12 protein-coding genes are annotated in these 19,768 nt (G+C 69.7%); 8 read left to right on the top strand and 4 right to left on the bottom strand.

The genetic code is table 11. The features are described from left to right. Positions 1-75 precede the first annotated feature (75 nt). On the bottom strand, positions 76-1,113 hold the full coding sequence (gene hrcA, locus LPA45_RS05195; RefSeq protein ID WP_116317597.1) for a heat-inducible transcriptional repressor HrcA: 1,038 nt from the start codon (positions 1,111-1,113) through the stop codon (positions 76-78). A 103-nt stretch (positions 1,114-1,216) separates the two neighbouring features. On the opposite strand from hrcA, the gene LPA45_RS05190 reads away from it, so the two are divergent. The 4 genes from LPA45_RS05190 (at position 1,217) to mprA (ending at position 6,373) form a co-directional block, all read left to right on the top strand. After that, on the top strand, positions 1,217-2,134 hold the full coding sequence (locus LPA45_RS05190; protein ID WP_116317596.1) for an NAD kinase: 918 nt from the start codon (positions 1,217-1,219) through the stop codon (positions 2,132-2,134). Between the two features lie 78 nt (positions 2,135-2,212). After that, positions 2,213-3,976 carry a DNA repair protein RecN gene (recN, locus tag LPA45_RS05185; protein WP_367394969.1) on the top strand — a complete coding sequence of 588 codons (1,764 nt, stop codon included), beginning with the start codon at positions 2,213-2,215 and terminating at the stop codon, positions 3,974-3,976. A 143-nt stretch (positions 3,977-4,119) separates the two neighbouring features. Next, positions 4,120-4,563 carry a hypothetical protein gene (locus tag LPA45_RS05180; RefSeq protein WP_367394968.1) on the top strand — a complete coding sequence of 148 codons (444 nt, stop codon included), beginning with the start codon at positions 4,120-4,122 and terminating at the stop codon, positions 4,561-4,563. Between the two features lie 136 nt (positions 4,564-4,699). After that, complete coding sequence (gene mprA, locus LPA45_RS05175; protein WP_367394967.1) at positions 4,700-6,373, top strand: MprA protease, GlyGly-CTERM protein-sorting domain-containing form; 1,674 nt, start codon at positions 4,700-4,702, stop codon at positions 6,371-6,373. 35 nt (positions 6,374-6,408) lie between these two features. Here the strand turns inward: mprA and rrtA are convergent, their stop codons facing one another. Both rrtA and glnE read right to left on the bottom strand, forming a co-directional pair. Further along, on the bottom strand, positions 6,409-7,035 hold the full coding sequence (gene rrtA, locus LPA45_RS05170; protein WP_367394966.1) for a rhombosortase: 627 nt from the start codon (positions 7,033-7,035) through the stop codon (positions 6,409-6,411). 25 nt (positions 7,036-7,060) lie between these two features. Next, a complete protein-coding gene (glnE, locus tag LPA45_RS05165; RefSeq protein WP_367394965.1) occupies positions 7,061-9,970 on the bottom strand; it encodes a bifunctional [glutamate--ammonia ligase]-adenylyl-L-tyrosine phosphorylase/[glutamate--ammonia-ligase] adenylyltransferase in 2,910 nt (969 codons plus the stop codon). A gap of 285 nt (positions 9,971-10,255) precedes the next feature. Between glnE and LPA45_RS05160 the strand changes: the two genes are divergently transcribed. From LPA45_RS05160 to tldD, 3 genes are all read left to right on the top strand, one after another. Beyond that, positions 10,256-14,638, top strand: coding sequence for a YhdP family protein (locus LPA45_RS05160; RefSeq protein WP_367394964.1), 4,383 nt, complete (start codon positions 10,256-10,258; stop codon positions 14,636-14,638). 53 nt (positions 14,639-14,691) lie between these two features. Further along, positions 14,692-15,513, top strand: a complete 822-nt coding sequence (locus LPA45_RS05155; RefSeq protein ID WP_317921954.1) for a carbon-nitrogen hydrolase family protein — start codon at positions 14,692-14,694, stop codon at positions 15,511-15,513. Between the two features lie 105 nt (positions 15,514-15,618). After that, positions 15,619-17,079 (top strand): metalloprotease TldD, encoded by a 1,461-nt coding sequence (gene tldD, locus LPA45_RS05150; protein ID WP_317921953.1) that lies wholly within the window; start codon positions 15,619-15,621, stop codon positions 17,077-17,079. Positions 17,080-17,122: 43 nt separating this feature from the next. Here the strand turns inward: tldD and LPA45_RS05145 are convergent, their stop codons facing one another. Continuing rightward, the gene (locus LPA45_RS05145; RefSeq protein ID WP_116317590.1) at positions 17,123-18,196 is read right to left on the bottom strand and encodes a class I SAM-dependent methyltransferase; all 1,074 of its coding nucleotides are present in this window, start codon (positions 18,194-18,196) and stop codon (positions 17,123-17,125) included. Positions 18,197-18,669: 473 nt separating this feature from the next. Between LPA45_RS05145 and aroG the strand changes: the two genes are divergently transcribed. Further along, a complete protein-coding gene (gene aroG / locus LPA45_RS05140) occupies positions 18,670-19,749 on the top strand; it encodes a 3-deoxy-7-phosphoheptulonate synthase AroG (RefSeq protein ID WP_116317589.1) in 1,080 nt (359 codons plus the stop codon). Positions 19,750-19,768: the final 19 nt, after the last annotated feature.

The following is a 19,768-nucleotide window of genomic DNA, read 5'->3' as shown; positions in this document are numbered from 1 at the left end:
AACGCGCCATGGTGGCGCGCCGGCAAAGTCGGCGCTCGGTAGGAATGGGGCAGCTTGTCAGACCGGCCAGCCGCGTCACTGGTTCTGGCTCAGCGCGCTGGACAGCAGCCGCGCGGTGATGTCGACGATCGGGATCACGCGCTCGTATGCCATGCGTGTCGGGCCGATCACGCCGAGGGTGCCGACGATCTGCCCGTCGACCTCGTACGGCGCGGTGATGACCGCCATGTCTTCCAGCGGCACCAGCTGGCTTTCGCCGCCGATGAAGATTTGCACGCCCTGCGCGTGGCTGGAGACATCGAGCAGCTGCAGCAGGCTGGTCTTGTGCTCGAACACGTCGAACAGCCGGCGCAGCTTGTCCATGCTGGAAGACAGGTCTTCCACTTCCAGCAGCTTGCGCTCGCCGCTGATATAGACGTGGTCGTCTTCCTCGTCGTCGGCCACGCTGCCGGCCTCGACCGCCGCCTGCATCAGCTGCGACATGTCGCGGCGCAGGTCCCGCAGCTCGACGCGCAGGTGGCTGCGCACGGCGTCGAAACTCATGCCGGTGTAGTGCGAGTTGAAGTAGTTGGCCGCCTCGATCAGCTGGGCCGGGGTGTATGACAGCTCGGTCTGGATGATCCGGTTCTGCACATCGCCCTCGGGACTGACGATGATCAGCAGGATGCGCTTGTCGGACAGGCGCATGAATTCGATCTGCCGGAACGCCTGCGCGCGCCGCGGCGTCATCACCACGCCGGCGAAGTGCGACAGGTTGGACAGCGTGCGCGCCGCCGCCGTGATCATGCGCTGCGGCCCCAGTTGCTGGGCACCGAGCTGGCCCTGGATCTGGCCGGTCAGTTCGGCCAGGTCGGCGTTGCGCTCCAGCGGCTTGGCCGTCAGCATGGAATCGACGAACAGCCGGTACCCGCGCGGCGTCGGGATGCGGCCGGCCGACGTATGCGGGCTGGCGATAAAGCCCATTTCCTCCAGGTCGGACATCACATTGCGGATGGTCGCCGGCGACAGGTCCAGCCCCGAGAACTTCGACAGGGTGCGGGATCCGACCGGCTGGCCTTCGGCGATGTAGCGCTCGATCAGGGTCTTGAGCAGCGTTTTGGAACGTTCATCCATGATGTCCCGATTTTACGCAAGTTTTAGACCTTCTGGCGCCCCGCCTGGGTTGCGGCTCCGGCGCCTGCTGGCAAGGGCAGCGGCGGTATGGTCTAATCCCGGCATGTCCGCCCCCCCGAGAGCCAGCGCCTTGCGCACTTCGTTCAACACCGTCGCCCTGGTGGGCCGCTACTCGACTGCCGGCATCGAAGGACCGCTGGAGGAGATTGCCTCTTATATCCTGCGCAACGGCCAGGATGTGGTGTTCGAGCGCGAGACCGCGCTGGCCACCGGGCTGACCGCCTACCCTGCCCTGTCGGCCGAGGAAATCGGCAAGCACGCGGACGTGGCGGTGGTGCTGGGCGGCGACGGCACGCTGCTGGGCATTGCCCGCCAGCTGGCCGGGTACGACGTGCCGCTGATCGGGGTCAACCACGGGCGGCTCGGTTTCATGACCGACATCGCGCTGGAAGACGCGCACACTGTGCTGCCCGACATGCTCGACGGCCGCTACGAGGCCGAGAACCGGCTGCTGCTCGAGTCACGCGTGGTACGCGACGACAACGTCATTTTTTCCGCGCTGGCGCTGAACGACGTGGTGGTGAACCGTTCGGGCATTTCCGGCATGGTCGAACTGGCGGTGTCCGTAGACGGCTACTTCATGTACAACCAGCGTTCGGACGGCCTGATCGTGTCGACCGCGACCGGATCGACCGCCTACGCGCTGTCCGCCGGCGGCCCGATCCTGCACCCGACGCTGTCTGGCGTGGTGCTGGTGCCGATCGCCCCGCATGCGCTGTCGAACCGGCCGATCGTGCTGCCGCACGACGCCGAGGTCACCATCGAAGTCGCCAGCGCGCGCGACGCCAGCGTCAATTTCGACATGCAGTCGCTGACCTCGCTGCTGCCCGGCGACCGGATCGTGGTGCGGCGCTCGGAGAAGAGCATCAACCTGCTGCACCCGGTGGGCTACAACTACTACGCCACGCTGCGCAAGAAGCTGCACTGGCACGAATACCCGTCCGAAGACAACCGCCTCTGAGCCGCCCCCAGAGCCCGAGCTAGCCACCCCGATCCGACGCCAGCCCGACCTCCCGGACCGATCTCACTTTCCGCCACGATGCTGCGCAGCCTGTCCATCCGCGATTTCGTCATCGTCGACTCGCTCGACCTGGATTTCACCACTGGCTTCACCGTCTTTACCGGCGAGACCGGGGCCGGCAAGTCGATCCTGATCGACGCCCTGGCCCTGGTGCTGGGCGAGCGCGCCGATGCCGGCATCGTGCGCGAAGGCGCTGCCCGCGCCAGCATCAGCGCCACCTTCTCGACCCACCCGGCGCTCGACGCCTGGCTGGCCGAGCGCGAACTCAATGCCGGCGATGGCGCCGATGGCGCCGGCTCGGTGCTGCTGCGCCGCACGGTCGATGCCGGCGGCCGCAGCAAGGCCTTTATCAATGGCGCCGCGGCCACGCTGGCGCAACTGCGCGAAGTGGGCGACCAGTTGGTCGACATCCACGGGCAGCACGCGCACCAGCTGCTGCTGCGCCCGGATGCGCAGCGGCTGCTGTTCGACGCCCACGCCGGGCTGACCCAGCAGGCCGGTGCGGTGGCCGAGGCCTGGCGCGCGTGGCGCGCCTGCGTGCGCCAGCGCGAGGCGGTCGAGCACCAGTCGCGCGAGATGCAGCTTGAGCGCGAGCGGCTGGAATGGCAGGTGGGCGAGCTCGACAAGCTCAATCCGCAGCCGGGCGAATGGGAAGAGATCCAGGCCGAGTACAACCGCCTGTCGCACGCCGCCGGCCTGATCGACGGCAGCCGCGCGGCGCTGGACGCGCTGTCCGAGTCCGACGGCTCGGTCCTGTCGGCGCTGAATTCGATCGTGCATCGGCTGCAGCAACTGGCCGACGTCGATTCCGCCCTGCGCGACGTGCTGGCCGCGCTCGAGCCCGCCCAGGTGCAGGCCGAGGAAGCCGCGCACTCGCTGACCCGCTACGTCGACCGGCTCGAACTGGATCCCGAACGGCTGCAGGCCGTCGAAGAACGCATGCAGGGGCTGCACGCCACCGCGCGCAAGTATCGCCTGCCGCCCGAGCAGCTGCCTGACGAACTGCTGGCGCGCCGCCAGCAACTCGACGACCTGCAGGCCGCGCAGGACCTGAACAAGGTGATAGCGCGCGAAGCCGCGGCCAAGGCCGCCTACCTGACGCTGGCGCAACACCTCAGCCATGCGCGCAAGCAAGCGGCGCAGGCACTGTCGGCGGCGGTCACCGAAGCCATGCAGGGCCTGTCGATGGCGGGCGGCAGCTTCGTCGCCGCGCTGAACGCGCTGGAAGAAGGCCAGAGCTACGGGCTGGAGCAGGTCGAGTTCCTGGTGGCCGGCCATGCCGGCGTCAGCGCGCGGCCGCTGGCACGCGTCGCCTCCGGCGGCGAACTGGCGCGCATCAGCCTGGCCATCTCGGTGATCACCAGCGAGGCCTCGCCCACGCCGACGCTGATCTTTGACGAAGTCGACACCGGCATCGGCGGCGCCGTCGCCGAAGTCGTCGGCCGGCGCCTGCAGGAACTGGGCCGCGCGCGCCAGGTGCTGTGCGTGACCCACTTGCCGCAGGTCGCCGCGCAGGCCGGCACGCACCTGCTCGTCAGCAAGGAGACCACCGATGGCGGTGAGGGCTCGGTCACGCGCTCGGTTACGCGATCGCGCATCCGCATGCTCGACCCGGCCGGGCGCGTGGTCGAGACCGCGCGCATGCTGGGCGGCGCCACCGTCACCGCGACCACGTTGCAACATGCCGAAGAGATGCTGGCGCAAGGCGCCGAAGGCCAGGCCGGCGCCCCGGCGCGCGGCACGGCAAAGGAAAGCCGGCGCGGCCGGCGCGCCGCCGGCTGACGTCCCCACCGGCGTCCCAACCGGCGTCCCAACCGGCGTCCCAACCGGCGTCCCAACCGGCGTCCCAACCGGGCGTCCCAGCTGGCGCCCCGACTAGCGCTGGCCTCCCGGCCTACCGAACCAACTTTCACAGGAGTCCCATCATGACCCGCCACGCGCCGCCGGCAGGCCGCCGCCACCGCCCCTTGCGCCACGTACTGGCCCTGGCCACCGCGGCCACGGCCGCACTGCTGGCACTGTCCGGCTGCCAGGCGCACTCCGGGGCCTCTGCCCCGCCGCCGGGCAGCATCACCGACGACCGCGCGCTGGGCGACATCATGGTCCGCTTCAAGCCGCCCGCGGTCGACATGTCCGAGGATGCGGGGAAGCTGCTGGCCGAGATCAAGGGCCCGATCCGCTACGTGGTCAAGCGCCCGATGTCGGGCGGCGTGTGGCTGGTGACGGCCATTTCCAGTTCGGCCGACGCCACCATCGACCAGGCGGTGGATACCCTGCGCGCTACCCCACGCATCGAGACCGCCGACCCGGACCGGCTCATCCAGCCCAACCGCACCATGCCGACCAGCCGGGACATGCCGAAGAGCTGAGCCCGCGCCCGGGACCTGTCCGCAAGCGCCGGGTTCTAAACCTTCGGTAGCCCTTGCACAACCGCAGCGGATCGTATTCCCTACATAAGATTCCCTTGCGCGGCCAATGCCGCGCGGGGTGCATCTGGAGGAATACATGCCGCATTCTGCGCAGTCCGTCTTCCGTCGCTGCATCCCGGTCCATCGATGGCGGGTATTCCTGATCGCCATCGCCGCGCTGTGCGCCACGGCACCGACCAGCGCGGCATTCGCGGCCAGCGCCACCGGCGCCTCCACCCCCGCCGCCCCGGCCGCACCCTATACCGGCCAGATCATCGTGCGCTGGCGCGATGGCACCGCCTCCACCATCACCCCGGATGCGGCCAGCAGGACACCGGCCGCGTCGGCAGCCCCCGCGCAGGCGGCAAGCCAGCTGCAGCAGTTGCGCGAGCGTACCGGCATCGCCGCCACGCTGCGCCGGCCCATGGGCGGCAACATGGACCTGCTGCAGGTGCCGGACGACCTCGCCACCGACCCCGAAGCCGCGGCCGCGCGCCTGCGCCTGGACCCGCGTGTTGCCGACGCGGTGCCGGACCGCTGGCTGCGGCTGCACGACACGCTGCCCAACGATCCGGAATTCCGCGCCAACCAGCCTTACCTGCTGGGCACCGGCACCACGGTCGGCGGCGTCAACCTGCCGCGCGCGTGGGACCGCACGCGCGGCAGCAGCGGCATCGTGATCGCGGTGGTCGATACCGGGACCCTGAACCACCCCGACCTGGCCCCCCGGCTGCTGCCGGGCTATGACTTCATCAGCACCACCACCGTCTCCAACGACGGCGACGGGCGCGACGGCGATGCCACCGACACCGGCGACAATGTCCCCGCTGGCTTCACCTGCCCGGGCAGTTCCGCCCCGACCACCGACGCCACGACCAACAGCTGGCACGGCACGCGCGTGGCAAGCGTACTGGGCGCGGCCACCAACAACGGCGACGGCATTGCCGCGGTGGACTGGAGCGCGCGCATCCTGCCGGTGCGGGTCTCGGGACGGTGCGGCGCACTGCTGTCCGATACCGTCGATGGCATGCGCTGGGCCGGCGGCATGTCGGTGCCCGGCGTGCCGGCCAATCCCACGCCGGCGCGCGTGGTCAATATCAGCCTGGGCGGCGGCACGTGCAGCAGCATCGAGCAGCAGGCGGTCAACGACCTGAACGCGCGCGGCGTGGTGGTGGTGGCGGCGGCGGGCAACAACCGCAGCGCGGTCGAAGCGCCGGCCGACTGCAGCGGCGTGATCGCGGTCACGGCCCACGCCAACGACGGCGAAAACGCCACTTATGCCAACATCGGCCCGCAGGTCGCGCTCAGCGCGCCGGGCGGCGGCTGCGGCAACTCGCGCGTGCAGAACGGATCGTGCACCACTACGCCGTCGGTGATCCGCACGCTGGGCAACGACGGCGGCACTTCGTTCGGGGCCTACACGGTGTCGTCGTCGCAGGGCACCAGCTTCGCGGCGCCGATGGTCTCGGGCGTGGTGGCGATGATGTTTGCGCTGAACGGATCGCTGACGCCGGCGCAAGTGACCGCGGCGTTGAAGTCGTCGGCGCGGCCGCACCCTTCCGGCACCTATTGCACCACCAACCCGGGCGTGTGCGGCGCCGGCCTGCTCGATGCCGACAATGCGCTGGCGGCGGCCATATCAGCCCCGCCGGCGCCCGCGGAACCGGCCCCGTCCAATGGCGGCGGTGGCGGCGGTGCGGTGCCACACTGGCTGGCGCTGGCGCTGGCCTGCTCGGGACTGCTCGGCTTCGCGCTGCGCCGGCGCGCCTGACGCTGGCCAGTGCTGGCCGGTGCTGCGGACACGGCTCAGTCGTCGTCAACGCCACGCAGTGGCCGCCGCGCCAGCCGCCACTCCTGCACCACCCAGCACAGCAGCCCGGCCACCGCGCCGGCTGCGTGCGCGGCGCGCACCACACCGAAGCCCCATGACGGATCGAGGAGGACCGGTGCCAGCCACGATTGCTCGATCCAGACCTTGGCCAGCACACCCAGGCACAGGATCACGCCGAGCACGCGCGACAATCCGGGCGTGCGCAACAGGCTGAGCCCGCCCCACAGCGCCAGCCCGTGCAAGGCGCCCGACAAGCCGCCATACCAGCCGACCGATGGCACGCGCAGCAGCGCGGCCTGCGCGGCGAGGCCGCAGGCCACCAGCACCAGCAGCATGGCCCGCACCCGCGCCACACGCCCGGCCAGGGCCAGCAGGCCCGCGGCCGCGAGTGCGTTGGCCAGCCAGTGCATGGCGTTCAGGTGCACCCACATGGCAGTGGCCAGCCGCCACCACTGGCCGTCGAGCCGCACCGCATCGCGCAGGTAGAGGCCGTGCGCGTGCCACCACGGCACGAAGGTGAAGCAGGCCGACAGCGCCCAGACCAGCGCGATCGCCGCCAGCAGCCCCGGCCACGAGGCACCGGCGGGCCGGCTCGGGGCCACCGCTGCAACTGCGGCCGCTGCGGCCTCAGTCCTCACCGAACACCGCGCGCCACAGCGTGCGCACCTGCGCCGTCTGCGCGGAGACCGATTCCGCCGCCACGCGCGCGTGCGCCTGGCCGTCGAGCCGCAACTGGTGCTGGCGTGCGCGGAACAGCCGGTAGGCATCGCCCACCGCCAGGGCCAGCGCGGCATCGATCAGCCCGAGCTCGCCGGCTTCGCGCAGCAGCGCGATATTGCCTGCGTTGCGCGTCAGCTGCGGATGCGCGCGGCTGTGCAGCAGCACCAGGTATTGCACCGTGAACTCGATGTCGACCATGCCGCCGCGATCATGCTTGAGGTCGAACAGGCTGGTGGGATTGGGATGGCCCTCGGCGACCTTGCGGCGCATCTGCACGATCTCGTCGCACAGCACCGCGGCATCGCGCTGCTGGCGCAGCACCTCGTCGCGCAGCGCCTCGAAGCGCTCGCCGATGGCCGCGTCGCCGGCGCAGAAGCGCGCACGCGTGAGCGCCTGGTGTTCCCACACCCATGCGGTGTTGTCGCCCTCGCGCAGCTGGTAGCGGCGGAAAGCGTCGAAGCTGGTGACCAGCAGGCCGGCGGCGCCGTTGGGGCGCAACCGCGTGTCTACGTCGAACAGCGCGCCGGCCGCGGTATGGCTGGTAAGCCAGGTGATCAGCCGGCGCGCGAAGGCGGCATAGACGTCGGGCGCGCGCTCGTGCTCGTCGTCATACAGGAAAATGATGTCGAGGTCCGAGGCATAGCCCAGCTCCTTGCCGCCAAGCCGGCCGTAGGCGATCACCGCGAAGCGCGGCGTGTCGCGATGGCGCGTGGCAAGCTGGCGCCACACCGTCTCCAGCGTGGCATCGAGCATGGCGTCGGCCAGGTCCGACAGGCGGTCGGCCACCTGCTCCACCGTCAGCATGCCCTGCAGGTCCTGCAGCAGTACGCGGAAGGTCTCGGCATGGTGCTCGCGGCGCAGGATGTCCATCTGGTGCTCGACCTGCCCTTCGGCGGCCAGCAGCCGCTCGTGCAGGCGCTTGCGGAACGCGGCCCAGTCGGGCGCGCCGGCCAGCGCATCGCTGTCGAGCAGTTCGTCGAGCAGTTGCGGGTGGCGCGTCAGGTAGGCCGCGGCCCAGCGCGAGGCGTGCAGCGTCTGCGCGACGCGGTCCATCGCCTGCGGGAACTCGGACAGCAGCGACAGGTAAGAGGCGCGCCGGCTGATCGCCTCGAGGAAGTCGATAAAGCGCGCGATGGTGCTGTCGGCGTCGTCCTGGCGCGCAGCCAGGTCAAGCGCGCGGTTCACCAGCAGGTCGAAGCGGGTGCGGCTGGATTCGGACAGCGCGCGGTAGCGCAGCGACGACGCGATCGCGCGCAGCCGGTCGAGCAGGCCGGTGCAGTCGGTGAAGCCGGCCGCCTTCAGGCGGCCGCACGGCGTGGCATCGTCGTCGCACCCTCCCTGGCCGCCCTCCTCGGCCTGTGCCTGCGCGGCGGCATCCTCCTGCGGGTTGTCCTGCGCGCGCGCGGCGTTGTCGTCGAGCACGATATCGGGCCACAACGCTTCGCAGGGCGCGGCGTCGGGATCGGAGAAGGTGGCCTCGAACTGCTGCGCCACCGGGTCCTGCAGCGCCGCCAGGCGCGCCAGCAGTTCGGTCCAGCTTGCGCAGCCCATCATCTGCGCCACCGCCTGCTGCTCGTCTTCCGAGGTAGGCAGATGATGGGTCTGCGCGTCGTCGCGGTATTGCAGACGGTGTTCCAGCTGGCGCAGGAAGCGGTAGGCGTCGCCCAGTTGCCCGGCCTGGCCGGCCGGCAGCAGGCCGCGTCCGACCGCCACGCCCAGCACTTCAAGGGTCGGCCGCACCCGCAGCGCCGGGTCCTGGCCGCCGCGGATCAGCTGAAACACCTGCGCCATGAACTCGATCTCGCGGATCCCGCCGCGGCCGAGCTTGATATTGAACGAACGCTGGCTGCCGATGTTCATGCCGTGGCCCGACAGCCCGCCACTGCGCTTGGCCGCCTCGCTGCGGATCTGCGCATGCAGCGAGCGGATCGCCGCGATCACGCCGTAGTCCAGGTAGCGGCGGAACACGAACGGCGTGGTCAGGCGCGCCAGCAGGCCGGCGGTGCGCTGCGCGTGCGGCGTGTCGAGCGCCGACACCACGCGGCCCTTGATCCAGGCGTAGCGCTCCCACTCGCGCCCCTGCACCACCAGGTATTCCTCCAGCATGCCCAGGCTGCACGCCAGCGGACCGGCGTCGCCATTGGGCCGCAGCCGCATGTCGACGCGGAACACGTAGCCGTCGGCGGTCACTTCGGCAAGCAGGTTGATCAGGCGGCGGCCGAGGCGGATGAAATACTCGTGGTTGGACAGGCTGCGCGTGCCGCCCTGTGTGTCGCCATCTTCGTCATACAGGAAGATCAGGTCGATGTCGGACGAGACGTTCAGCTCGCGCCCGCCGAGCTTGCCCATGCCGACCACCACCAGCTCCTGCACCTCGCCGCTCTGCTCCCCGACCGGGCGGCCGAAGGTGGCGGCGAGATCCGCGCCGAGCACAGCCAGGCCGTGCTGGACGACCAATTCGGCCAGGTCGGTCATGGCGCCGGTGATTTCGCCCAGCGGGGCCAGGCCGCGCAGGTCGCGCTCGATCACCACGCACATGACTTCGGCGCGCAGCCGGCGCAAGGTACGCTTGGTGGCTTCCTCGGCATCCGCCGAGGGCTCATGCAGCGCCTGCAGCCGCGCCTCCATCCATGCGCGAGTGAGCGGCTGCCCCGCCGCCGCGGCGATCACCGCCGGCAACTCGGGGCGGGCCTGCAGCACTCGCCGCGCGTAGTGCGAATACGCCGCCGAGTACAATACATGGCCGCCGCAATCGGCCATCTGCAGACCCTGCGGCAATGCCTGCGCCGCGGAGACGGCAAAGGCGCCGGCGGTCATGGTCCCGGGCCCCTCGCCCGGGGCACGCGCCGCCGGATCCGTCGGCGCCGGTGTGGCGCCCGCGCCATGTTGGTCGGAGGGATCGCCAGCGGCGGAACTCGTCGGGTCAGAGACAGTCATTCCAGTAACTTGAAATGCGAGAAAAGGTGCGGCCAGTACCGTCGCCAGATTGGGCGTGCCCGGGCCATGCTGCCCCGGTTCGCGCTGCGCGCGGTGCGCGCTGTGTTGTTGTAGCCGGCCGGGCACCAGATTGGAGAGCGGCTAGTATTGTCGGATAATCTGCGCATGTCCAGCCGCGCCCCACAACCCGCTAACGGTTCTCCCCCCAATGGCGGCGCGGGTAGGCATGAGGCCGCCGCTACGCTGCCCGATCCGGCACACAACCCCGCTAACAGTCCGGCTAACAATCCGGCTACCAACCCCGCTTCGCCACCACCAGCAAATTCCTTGGCTGCTCCCGGTATCGATTCCCCTGCCCTGACGCGCCCCGCGTCGGGACTTGCGCGCCTGCGCGGCCTCGCCGGCGCCGGCGTGCGCGCGGCCGTTGCCGTGGTGCGCCACCCGTTCTGGCGCGGGCTCGGACGCGCGCTGGTGCGGCTGGCGCTGGTGCTGGGCGTGCTGGCGCTGGTGGCGGGCCTGCTGATCCGCTTCGTGCTATGGCCGCAGGCATCGGCCGCGCGCGAATGGCTGGAGGAGCGCGGCTCGGTCGCGCTGTCGGCACAAGTCACCATCGGTGCGCTCGATACCTACTGGGACGGCTGGAACCCCGCCTTCCGCGCCCGCGACCTGCGCGCCGTGGACGATGGCAAGCGCGTACTGCTGGCGACCGCCACGCTCGACGGCAAGCTGTCGTGGCGCTCCCTGTTCGGCATGGACCTGCAGTTCGTCAGCCTGGGCGCCACCGGCACCGACATCCTGGTGCGCCGCACGGCCGAGGGCAAGTTGCTGGTCGGCGGCATGCCGGTCGACGCCACCGGCGGCCAGCAGGAGGACGACCGCTTCCTGGGCTGGCTGATGTCGCAGGGCCGCGTGTCGCTGTCCGACGGCAAGCTGCGCTGGCTGGACGAGAAGGCCGGGCTGCCGCGGCTCGATATCGGCGAAATCCGCCTCGACACCCGCCGCGACGGCTCGCGCCATACGCTGACCCTGGAAGCGCGCTCGCCGGCGCTGGGCCCGCGCCCGCTGGTGGTCAAATCCAGCTTTCGCAACGATTACCTGCACAGCGCCGGCAACTGGCGCTACTGGACCGGCCAGGCCAGCTGGGACGTGGCCCAGCTGGAGCTGCCGGTGCTGCAGCGCTACCTGGCCATGGTCGAGGGCGTGGCCAGCGGCACCTTCAGCACCGACGGCAGCATTGAATTCCGCCAGGGCCGCATCGTGCGCAGCCAGACCCGGCTGCGCGCCAGCGACATCGACCTGCAGCTGGCCGGCGCCGCCGCCCCCCTGCGACTGGCCAATGCGCAGGCCTTCCTGCTGCACCGGACCGAGCGCGACGGCAGCAACCTGCTCACCGTCGACACGCTGCTGTGGCGGCCGCAGCCCGCCGACGGCCAGCCGGCGCCCGCGGATGGCAACTGGCGCGAAGGCATGCGCAAGGTCGAGTTCGGCTGGGCTTATGCGAAGGACGGCAGCCTGCGCAAGTTCACCCTGAAGGCGCCTACGCTTGACCTCAACACGGTGCGCGCGCTGGCCAGTTCGATGCCGCTGGAGACCGCGGTGCTGCGCCGCCTGCGCGCGCTGCAGCCGGCCGGCCATCTCGACAACCTCAACGTCAGCTGGAGCCGCGAGCGCGCCGGCATGCTCGACCGCAGCGGCGGCAAGCTCCACTACAACGTGCAGGGCACGCTGCGCGACGTCTCGGTCAACGGCCAGCCGGCGGTGCCGGCCCTGGATGCCAAGGGGCACCCGCGGCTGGGCACACCCGGTTTCTCGCGCCTGTCGGGCACGTTCTCGTTCGACGACCAGCAAGGCAATGCGCGCTTCGAGGGCAATGGCGCGTCGCTGGTGGTGCCGGGGCTGTTCGAAGAGCCGCGCGTGCCGTTCGACCAGATCGGCGGCGACGTGCGCTGGCACCACGCCGGCGGCAAGCTGGTGGTGACGCTGGACGGCATCCGCTTTGCCAACGCCGATGCCGCGGGCTCGGTGCGCGGCACCTGGCGCGCCGGCGGCGACGGCACGTCCGGCATCGCCGACCTGAGCGGCGAGATGACCCGCGCCCAGGTCGCGCGCGTGCCGCGCTACCTGCCGCTGACCATCCCCGCGGGCACGCGGCACTACCTGGCAGGCGCACTGATGCGTGGCGACGCAGCCGGCGTCGGCTTCCTGCTCAAGGGCGACCTGGAGCACTTCCCGTTCCACGGGCCGTTCGAGAAAGCAGGAGAGTTCCGCGTCGACGTGCCGATCGAGCACGTCAGCTACCAGATCGCGCCGCACGAGACAGGCGCGGGTGGCGCGCCGCTGTGGCCGGCGTTCACCGACATCGCCGGACAGGTCACGTTCGACCGCGGCGGCATGACCTTCCTGGCACGGCGCGCCGCGGTGCACGACATCCCGGGCGTGGTGCTGCAGGACGTCAGCGGCCGCATCGACGACCTCAGCGAACACGGCCGCCTCGCCATCGACGGCGGCGCCAGCGGGCCGGTGCAGGGCTTCCTGCGCTACATCGCCGCGTCGCCGGTGCGCGAATGGACCGCGCGCGTGGCCGACGCGGCGCGCGCGCACGGCAACGGCGAGCTCAGGCTCAAGCTCGACATGCCGCTGGAGCACGCCAACGCGGCCAAGGTGGACGGGCGTTTCCGCTTCCCCGGCAACGACGTCGTGCTAAACCCGCAGCTGCCGGCATTCGGCAACGCCAGCGGGGACATCACATTCAATGAGCACTGGTTCGGGCTGGAGAACCTGCGCGCGCGCTTCCTGGGCGGCGAAGTCAGGCTGGGCGGCGGGACCCAGCCGGACGGCGGCACGCGCGTCACCGCGAGCGGCACCGCCTCCGCCGCGGGTCTGCGCGAGGCCGCGGCGGGCTCGGCACTCGCACCGCTGGCGGCCAAGCTGGAGGGCAGCACTGGCTACAACACCGTGATCGCGGTGCGCGAACGCGAGCTGCAGGTGCAGCTGAATTCCGCGCTCAACGGCATGGCGATCGGCTTGCCGGCGCCGCTGGCCAAGGCGGCGCCGCACGACCTGCCGCTGCGCATCGAACTGCGCCCCGCCCCCGGCCGCGCCGGCATCGACGAACTGGCACTGCAGCTGGGCAACGCCCTCAATGCGCGCTACCTGTTGCGCCGCGACCAGAACGGCGGCAATGGCGTCGAAGTCATCGCCGGCGGCATCGGCGTGCAGCAGGCGGCGCCGGCGCCGACGCCCGGCGTCAGCGCCGCGGCAACTTTCGACCGGCTCGACATCGATGCCTGGCGCGCGGCCTTCGCCGGCCCTGCAAACTCCACCGGCGAAGGCGTGCGCCCCTCGCTTTTCCTGCCCGGCCGCATTTCGCTGCGCGCCGGCACGCTCCATGGCATGGGCCGCACGCTCGACGACGTGGCCCTCGATGCCACGCGCGAAGCCGACGGCTGGAACGCCAGGATCGAATCGCGCCAGATCGCCGGCGCCGTGCAGTGGCAACCGGCCGCCGCCGGTGCGGGTGCGGGTGCGGGTGCGGGTGCGGGTGCGGGTGCCGGCTCCAACGCCACGGGCGCGCTGAAACTGCGCCTGTCGCGCCTGAACGTGCCCGATGCCAGCGACGAGCACAACGTGGTCGACGCCCTCGCCAGCAGCATCGACGAACTGCCCGCCATCGACCTGGTCGCCGAGCAGTTCATGCTGCGCGGCCACGACTTCGGCAAGCTGGAAGTCAAGGCGCACACCGGCACCAGCGGCACCGACCCGGTCTGGACCCTGGACAAGCTGAGGATCGAACAGCCCGATGCCACGTTGACCGGCCAGGGCAGCTGGCGCGTGCCGCGCCGGCTGCGCGCCGACGGCAATGCCGAGCGCCGCACCCTGCTGTCGTTCACCATCGACATCGGCGACGCCGGCGCCACGCTCGACCGGCTGGGGCTGCCGCACACGCTGCGCGACGGCAAGGGCAAGCTGGAAGGCCGCGTGGCCTGGCGCGGCTCGCCGCTGTCGATCGATTACCCGACGTTGTCCGGCAAGCTGTCGCTCGAGCTGGAGAACGGCCAGATCATGAGCGTCGAGCCCGGGGCGGCGCGGCTGCTGGGCGTGCTCAGCCTGCAGGGGCTGCTACGCTTTGCCACGCTGGACTTCCGCAGCCTGTCGGGCCGCGGGCTGCTGTTCGACCGCATCACCGGCTCAGGCACGATCGAGAACGGCGTCGGCACCATCCAGGACTTCGAACTGAAAAGCCCGCAGATCATCGCCAGCATGAGCGGCACCGCCAACCTGTTGCGCGAGACCCAGGACCTGCGCGTGGACGTGGTGCCGCGCATCAACGCCACCTCGACTTCGGTGGCGGCCGCCTTTATCAACCCGGTGCTGGGCATCGGCACGCTCGCCGCGCAGCTGCTGTTTGCCGACGAATTCTCCAAGGTGTTCACCCAGCACTACCGCATCACCGGCAGCTGGGCCAACCCGCAGATCGGCAAACTGGAGGAGAATAAGGCGCAAGCCCCCAGGTTCCAGAACCGCGCCGACCCCGCGTTCCCGCGCTGAAGCCCGCTGCCGTCCAAGAAAGTCCGAGAAAGTCCAAGAGGAAACCAACGCCCATGACCGCCCCCGCCCCGTTCCACGTGGCCGCCGTGCAGACCGTCACCGGCACTTCGCTCGATGCCAATCTCGCGCGTGCCGAGGCGCTGATCGCCGAGGCCGCCGCCGGCGGCGCGCAACTGGTGCTGCTGCCCGAGTACTTCTGCATGATGGGCCGCTCCGAAGCGGACAAGGTGGCCGTGCGCGAGCACGACGGCGACGGCCCGGTGCAGCAGTTCCTGGCCGACGCCGCACGCCGCCACGGCATCTGGCTGGTGGGCGGCACGCTGCCGATGTGGTGCGACGACCCGGCACGCGTGTACAACACCTCGCTCGCCTTCGACCCGCGCGGCGAGCGCGTGGCGCGCTACGACAAGATCCACCTGTTCGGCTTCACGCGCGGTGCCGAGAGCTATGACGAATCGCGCACCATCCTGGCCGGCCGCACCCCCGTCAGCTTCGACGCGCCGTGCGGCCGCGTGGCCATGTCGGTGTGCTACGACCTGCGCTTTCCCGAGCTGTACCGCGGGCTGGCGTCCGGCGCAGGCACCAGCCTGATCCTGATGCCAGCCGCCTTCACCTACACCACGGGCCAGGCGCACTGGGAGATCCTGCTGCGCGCCCGCGCCATCGAAAACCAGTGCTATGTGCTGGCCGCCGCACAGGGTGGCAAGCACGAGAACGGTCGCCGCACCTGGGGCCATTCGATGCTGGTCGATCCCTGGGGCGAGGTGCTGGCCATGCTGCCCGAAGGCGAAGGCGTGGTGGCCGGCACCATCGACCCGGCGCGGCTGGAAGAAGTCCGGCAAAACCTGCCGGCATTGCGTCACCGGGTGCTGTAGCATGTACGCAACCGCGGGGCCGCAGGCGGCGCCCGCACAAGGCATTTCACGCCACCGGCAAGACCCCTGTCGCGCCGGGGCGGCAATCGGAAAAAAGGACATCTCATGAACGCCGGCGATCTCGGAATCCGCAACCTGGCCACCGCGCAGCAACTGCTGCTGGCGCCATATGGCCTGGACGAGGCCAAGCTGCAGCGCGTGCTGGCCGATATCTTCACGCACAAGGTCGACTATGCCGACCTGTACTTCCAGTACACCCGCAACGAGGCGTGGAGCCTGGAAGAAGGCATCGTCAAGTCGGGCAGCTTCAGCATCGACCAGGGCGTGGGCGTGCGCGCCGTATCGGGCGACAAGACCGCCTTTGCCTATTCGGACGACATCAGCCTGGCCGCGCTGTCGCAGGCGGCAGCCGCCACCCGCACCATCGGCCGCGCCGGCAACGGCCGCGTCAAGGTGGCGGGCGAACTGGCCTCGCACGCCGGCCGCAGCCTGTATGCACCCAACGACCCGCTGGATTCGATGAGCGCCGCCGAAAAGGTGGCACTGCTGGAACGCATCGAACGCATGGCGCGCGCCAAGGACCCGCGCGTGGTGCAGGTGATGGCCGGCCTGGCCGGCGAATACGACGTGGTGCTGGTGGCGCGCAGCGACGGCGTGATCGCCGCCGACGTGCGGCCGCTGGTGCGCGTGTCGGTGACGGTGATCGCCGAACAGGGCGGGCGCCGCGAGATCGGCTCCTCGGGTGGCGGCGGCCGCTATGCCTATGGGTACTTCAGCGACGAACTGCTGCAGAAATACGTGGACGAAGCCGTGTCGTCGGCGCTGGTCAACCTGGACGCCCGCCCCGCCCCGGCCGGCGCGATGACCGTGGTGCTGGGCCCGGGCTGGCCCGGCGTGCTGCTGCATGAGGCCGTCGGCCATGGGCTGGAAGGCGACTTCAACCGCAAGGGCTCATCGGCTTTCGCCGGCCGCATGGGCGAGCGCGTCGCGGCCAAGGGCGTGACCGTGGTCGACGATGGCACGCTGGCCAACCGCCGCGGCTCGCTCAACCTCGACGACGAAGGCAACCCGACCCAGTGCACCACGCTGATCGAGGACGGCATCCTGCGCGGCTATATCCAGGACACGCTCAACGCGCGCCTGATGAAGATGCCGGTCACCGGCAACGCGCGCCGCGAAAGCTATGCCGCGCTGCCGATGCCGCGCATGACCAACACCTACATGCTCAACGGCGACAGGGATCCGCAGGAAATCATCGCCAGCGTCAAGAAGGGCCTGTATGCGGTCAACTTCGGCGGCGGCCAGGTCGATATCACCAACGGCAGGTTCGTATTCTCGGCGAGCGAGGCGTACATGATCGAGGACGGCAAGATCACGTACCCGGTCAAGGGCGCGACGCTGGTCGGCAACGGCCCGGAATCGCTGAAGGACGTGACCATGATCGGCAACGACATGCGCCTGGATTCCGGCGTTGGCGTCTGCGGCAAGGAAGGCCAGAGCGTGCCGGTCGGCGTGGGCCAGCCGACGCTGCGGATTGAAAACATGACGGTGGGCGGCACTGCCTGACGCTGCATCGCCCCAAGGAAACGGGACCCGCGGGTCCCGTTTTTCATGATGCCTCTTGTGCGTGCGGCCGCGCCTCGTACACCAGGTTGAACGGCGTCTGCGCCGCCCTGCGGAAGCTGCCGAAGCCCGCCTGCTCGGCCACCCCGCGCAGGCGCGCCTCCCCCGCCTGCGCGCCCAGGCACAACCCGACTTCCTGCGAACGCGACGCCGGCGTGCAGATGAACGTCGACGCGGAATAGAACACGCGCGCGACCGGATTGAGGTTGTCTTCCAGCTTGTCGTTGGCGAACGGCTCGACGATCAGCCATGCGCCGTCGGGCCGCAGCGTCTCGCGCACGTGCCGCGCCGCGCCGACCGGATCGCCCATGTCGTGCAGGCAGTCGAACACCGCGACCAGGTCGTAGTCCTTGCCGGCATAGTCCTTCGCGCTGGCCACTTCGAAGCGCACGCGATCGCCCACGCCGGCGCGCCGCGCGGCCTCGGTGGCATGGCGTACCGAAGGCTCGTGGTAGTCGAAGCCGACGAAGCGCGAGGCCGGATAGGCCTGCGCCATGATGATGGTCGACGCGCCATGGCCACAGCCGACGTCGGCCACGCTGGCACCGTCCCTGAGCCGCGCCTCGATGCCGTCGAGCGCGGGGATCCATTCCGAGACCAGGTGCGCGGCATAGCCGGGCCGGAAAAAGCGTTCGGTACCGTGGAACAGCGCCGGGTCGTGTTCATGCCAGCCCAGCCCGCGCCCGTTGCGGAAGATATCGATCATCCTGGGAATGGCGCGGAACTGCGCCACGGCAATCTGGAACGCGCCGGGGATGAACGCCGGGCTGCCCTCTTGCGCCAGCGCGAAGGCCTGCTCTTCGTTCAGGCTGAACTCCGCGCTGTCGGGATCGTAGTCGACGTAGCCGCTGGCTGCCTGCGCCGACAGCCATTCGCGCAGGTAGCGCACGTCGGTATGGGTCTTTTGCGCCAGCACGTCGACGGTCATCGGCTTTTCCGCCATGGCCTTGTACAGGCCCAGTTCATCGCCGACCACCACGGTGGCCGCGTGCATCACCGCGCCGATATCGTGGACGAATTTCTCCATGAAGGCATTCAGCCTCGCCTCATCGACGCTCATGATGCACCTCCCCGTGCGCTCCCTCCCGTCCAATATAGGCCGCGGCCGTAGCCGATACAGCAAGGAAATTGCGCGCCACACGAGGCATGGCGCGAGCGCGCGCGCGACGCCGCGGACACTTGCCAACCCCGGCAAAAGGCGCTATAAAGATGCTTCGTCGTGCCGCAGGCAATCAAGGCGCGTCAAACAATTGTCGACCGGCGCGCAATTTCCTGCCTTTCTGCTACGCAGTGCAGCATGAATTCAGCGCCTATCCACAAAATCGAATCAAGCTGACCCCAGCCAACGTCCTTTCCCGCCATGTCCGCTAAGTTTTACTTTTACTTTTTTAGCGATCTCACACCGCTGGCGGATAGGGAGGGACGGCTGTAAGCGCCCCGAATACAAAAGAAACCGCCAGCGACCCTGGCGGTTTTTTTATACCTGTTTGTTTCCCCCACTCTCACGACCTCACAAGAAATCCTGGAGCCATCATGCTGAAGAACACCGACGACCTGCGCATTCGCGAACTCAAGGAGCTGCTGCCGCCGGCGCACCTGATCCGCGAATTTGGCTGCTCTGAAAAGGCTTCGGACGTGATCTACGGCGCGCGCCAGTCCATGCACCGCATCCTTCACGGCATGGATGACCGGCTCATCGTCATCATCGGCCCGTGCTCGATCCACGATACCCGCGCCGCGCTGGAATACGCCAAGCTGCTCAAGGTGCAGCGCGACCGCTTCGCCAACGAGCTGGAAGTGGTGATGCGCGTCTACTTCGAGAAGCCGCGCACCACGGTGGGCTGGAAAGGCCTGATCAACGACCCGCACATGGACGGCAGCTTCAAGATCAACGATGGCCTGCGCACCGCGCGCGAACTGCTGCTGAACATCAGCGAGATGGGCGTGCCGACCGGCACCGAGTACCTCGACATGATCAGCCCGCAATATATCGCCGACCTGGTCAGCTGGGGCGCGATCGGCGCGCGCACCACCGAGTCGCAGGTGCACCGCGAGCTGGCCTCGGGACTGTCGTGCCCGGTGGGCTTCAAGAACGGCACCGACGGCAACGTCAAGATCGCGGTGGACGCAATCAAGGCCGCGTCGCAGCCGCACCATTTCCTGTCGGTGACCAAGGGCGGCCACTCGGCGATCGTGTCGACCTCCGGCAATGAGGACTGCCACGTGATCCTGCGCGGCGGCAAGGCGCCCAATTACGATGCCGCCAGCGTGCAGGAAGCGTGCGACGCCATCTCCAAGGCCGGGCTGGCCTCGCGCCTGATGATCGATGCCTCGCATGCCAACAGCAGCAAGAAGCATGAGAACCAGATCCCGGTGTGCGAAGAGATCGGCCGCCAGGTCGCCGGCGGCGACCAGCGCATCATCGGCGTGATGGTCGAATCGCACCTGGTGGCTGGCCGCCAGGACCACGTGCAGGGCATGCCGTTGGAGGACCTGACCTACGGCCAGTCGGTCACCGATGCGTGCATCGGCTGGGATGAGTCGGTCAAGGTGCTGGAAGGCCTGGCGGAATCGGTGCGCCAGCGCCGCCTGGTGCCGGGCAGCGGCAACTGAGCCACCAACCCCTCCAATC

It is taken from the genome of Cupriavidus sp. Agwp_2 (assembly GCF_040784895.1).
Taxonomy (GTDB): domain Bacteria; phylum Pseudomonadota; class Gammaproteobacteria; order Burkholderiales; family Burkholderiaceae; genus Cupriavidus.
This window is presented reverse-complemented; position numbering and strand designations above follow the sequence as displayed.

Coding starts and splice junctions, on each gene's coding strand:
- hrcA (WP_116317597.1), bottom strand. CDS start 1,113: ATGGATGAACGTTCCAAAACGCTGCTCAAGACCCTGATCGAGCGCTAC.
- LPA45_RS05190 (WP_116317596.1), top strand. CDS start 1,217: ATGTCCGCCCCCCCGAGAGCCAGCGCCTTGCGCACTTCGTTCAACACC.
- recN (WP_367394969.1), top strand. CDS start 2,213: ATGCTGCGCAGCCTGTCCATCCGCGATTTCGTCATCGTCGACTCGCTC.
- LPA45_RS05180 (WP_367394968.1), top strand. CDS start 4,120: ATGACCCGCCACGCGCCGCCGGCAGGCCGCCGCCACCGCCCCTTGCGC.
- mprA (WP_367394967.1), top strand. CDS start 4,700: ATGCCGCATTCTGCGCAGTCCGTCTTCCGTCGCTGCATCCCGGTCCAT.
- glnE (WP_367394965.1), bottom strand. CDS start 9,970: ATGACCGCCGGCGCCTTTGCCGTCTCCGCGGCGCAGGCATTGCCGCAG.
- LPA45_RS05160 (WP_367394964.1), top strand. CDS start 10,256: ATGTCCAGCCGCGCCCCACAACCCGCTAACGGTTCTCCCCCCAATGGC.
- LPA45_RS05155 (WP_317921954.1), top strand. CDS start 14,692: ATGACCGCCCCCGCCCCGTTCCACGTGGCCGCCGTGCAGACCGTCACC.
- tldD (WP_317921953.1), top strand. CDS start 15,619: ATGAACGCCGGCGATCTCGGAATCCGCAACCTGGCCACCGCGCAGCAA.
- LPA45_RS05145 (WP_116317590.1), bottom strand. CDS start 18,196: ATGAGCGTCGATGAGGCGAGGCTGAATGCCTTCATGGAGAAATTCGTC.
- aroG (WP_116317589.1), top strand. CDS start 18,670: ATGCTGAAGAACACCGACGACCTGCGCATTCGCGAACTCAAGGAGCTG.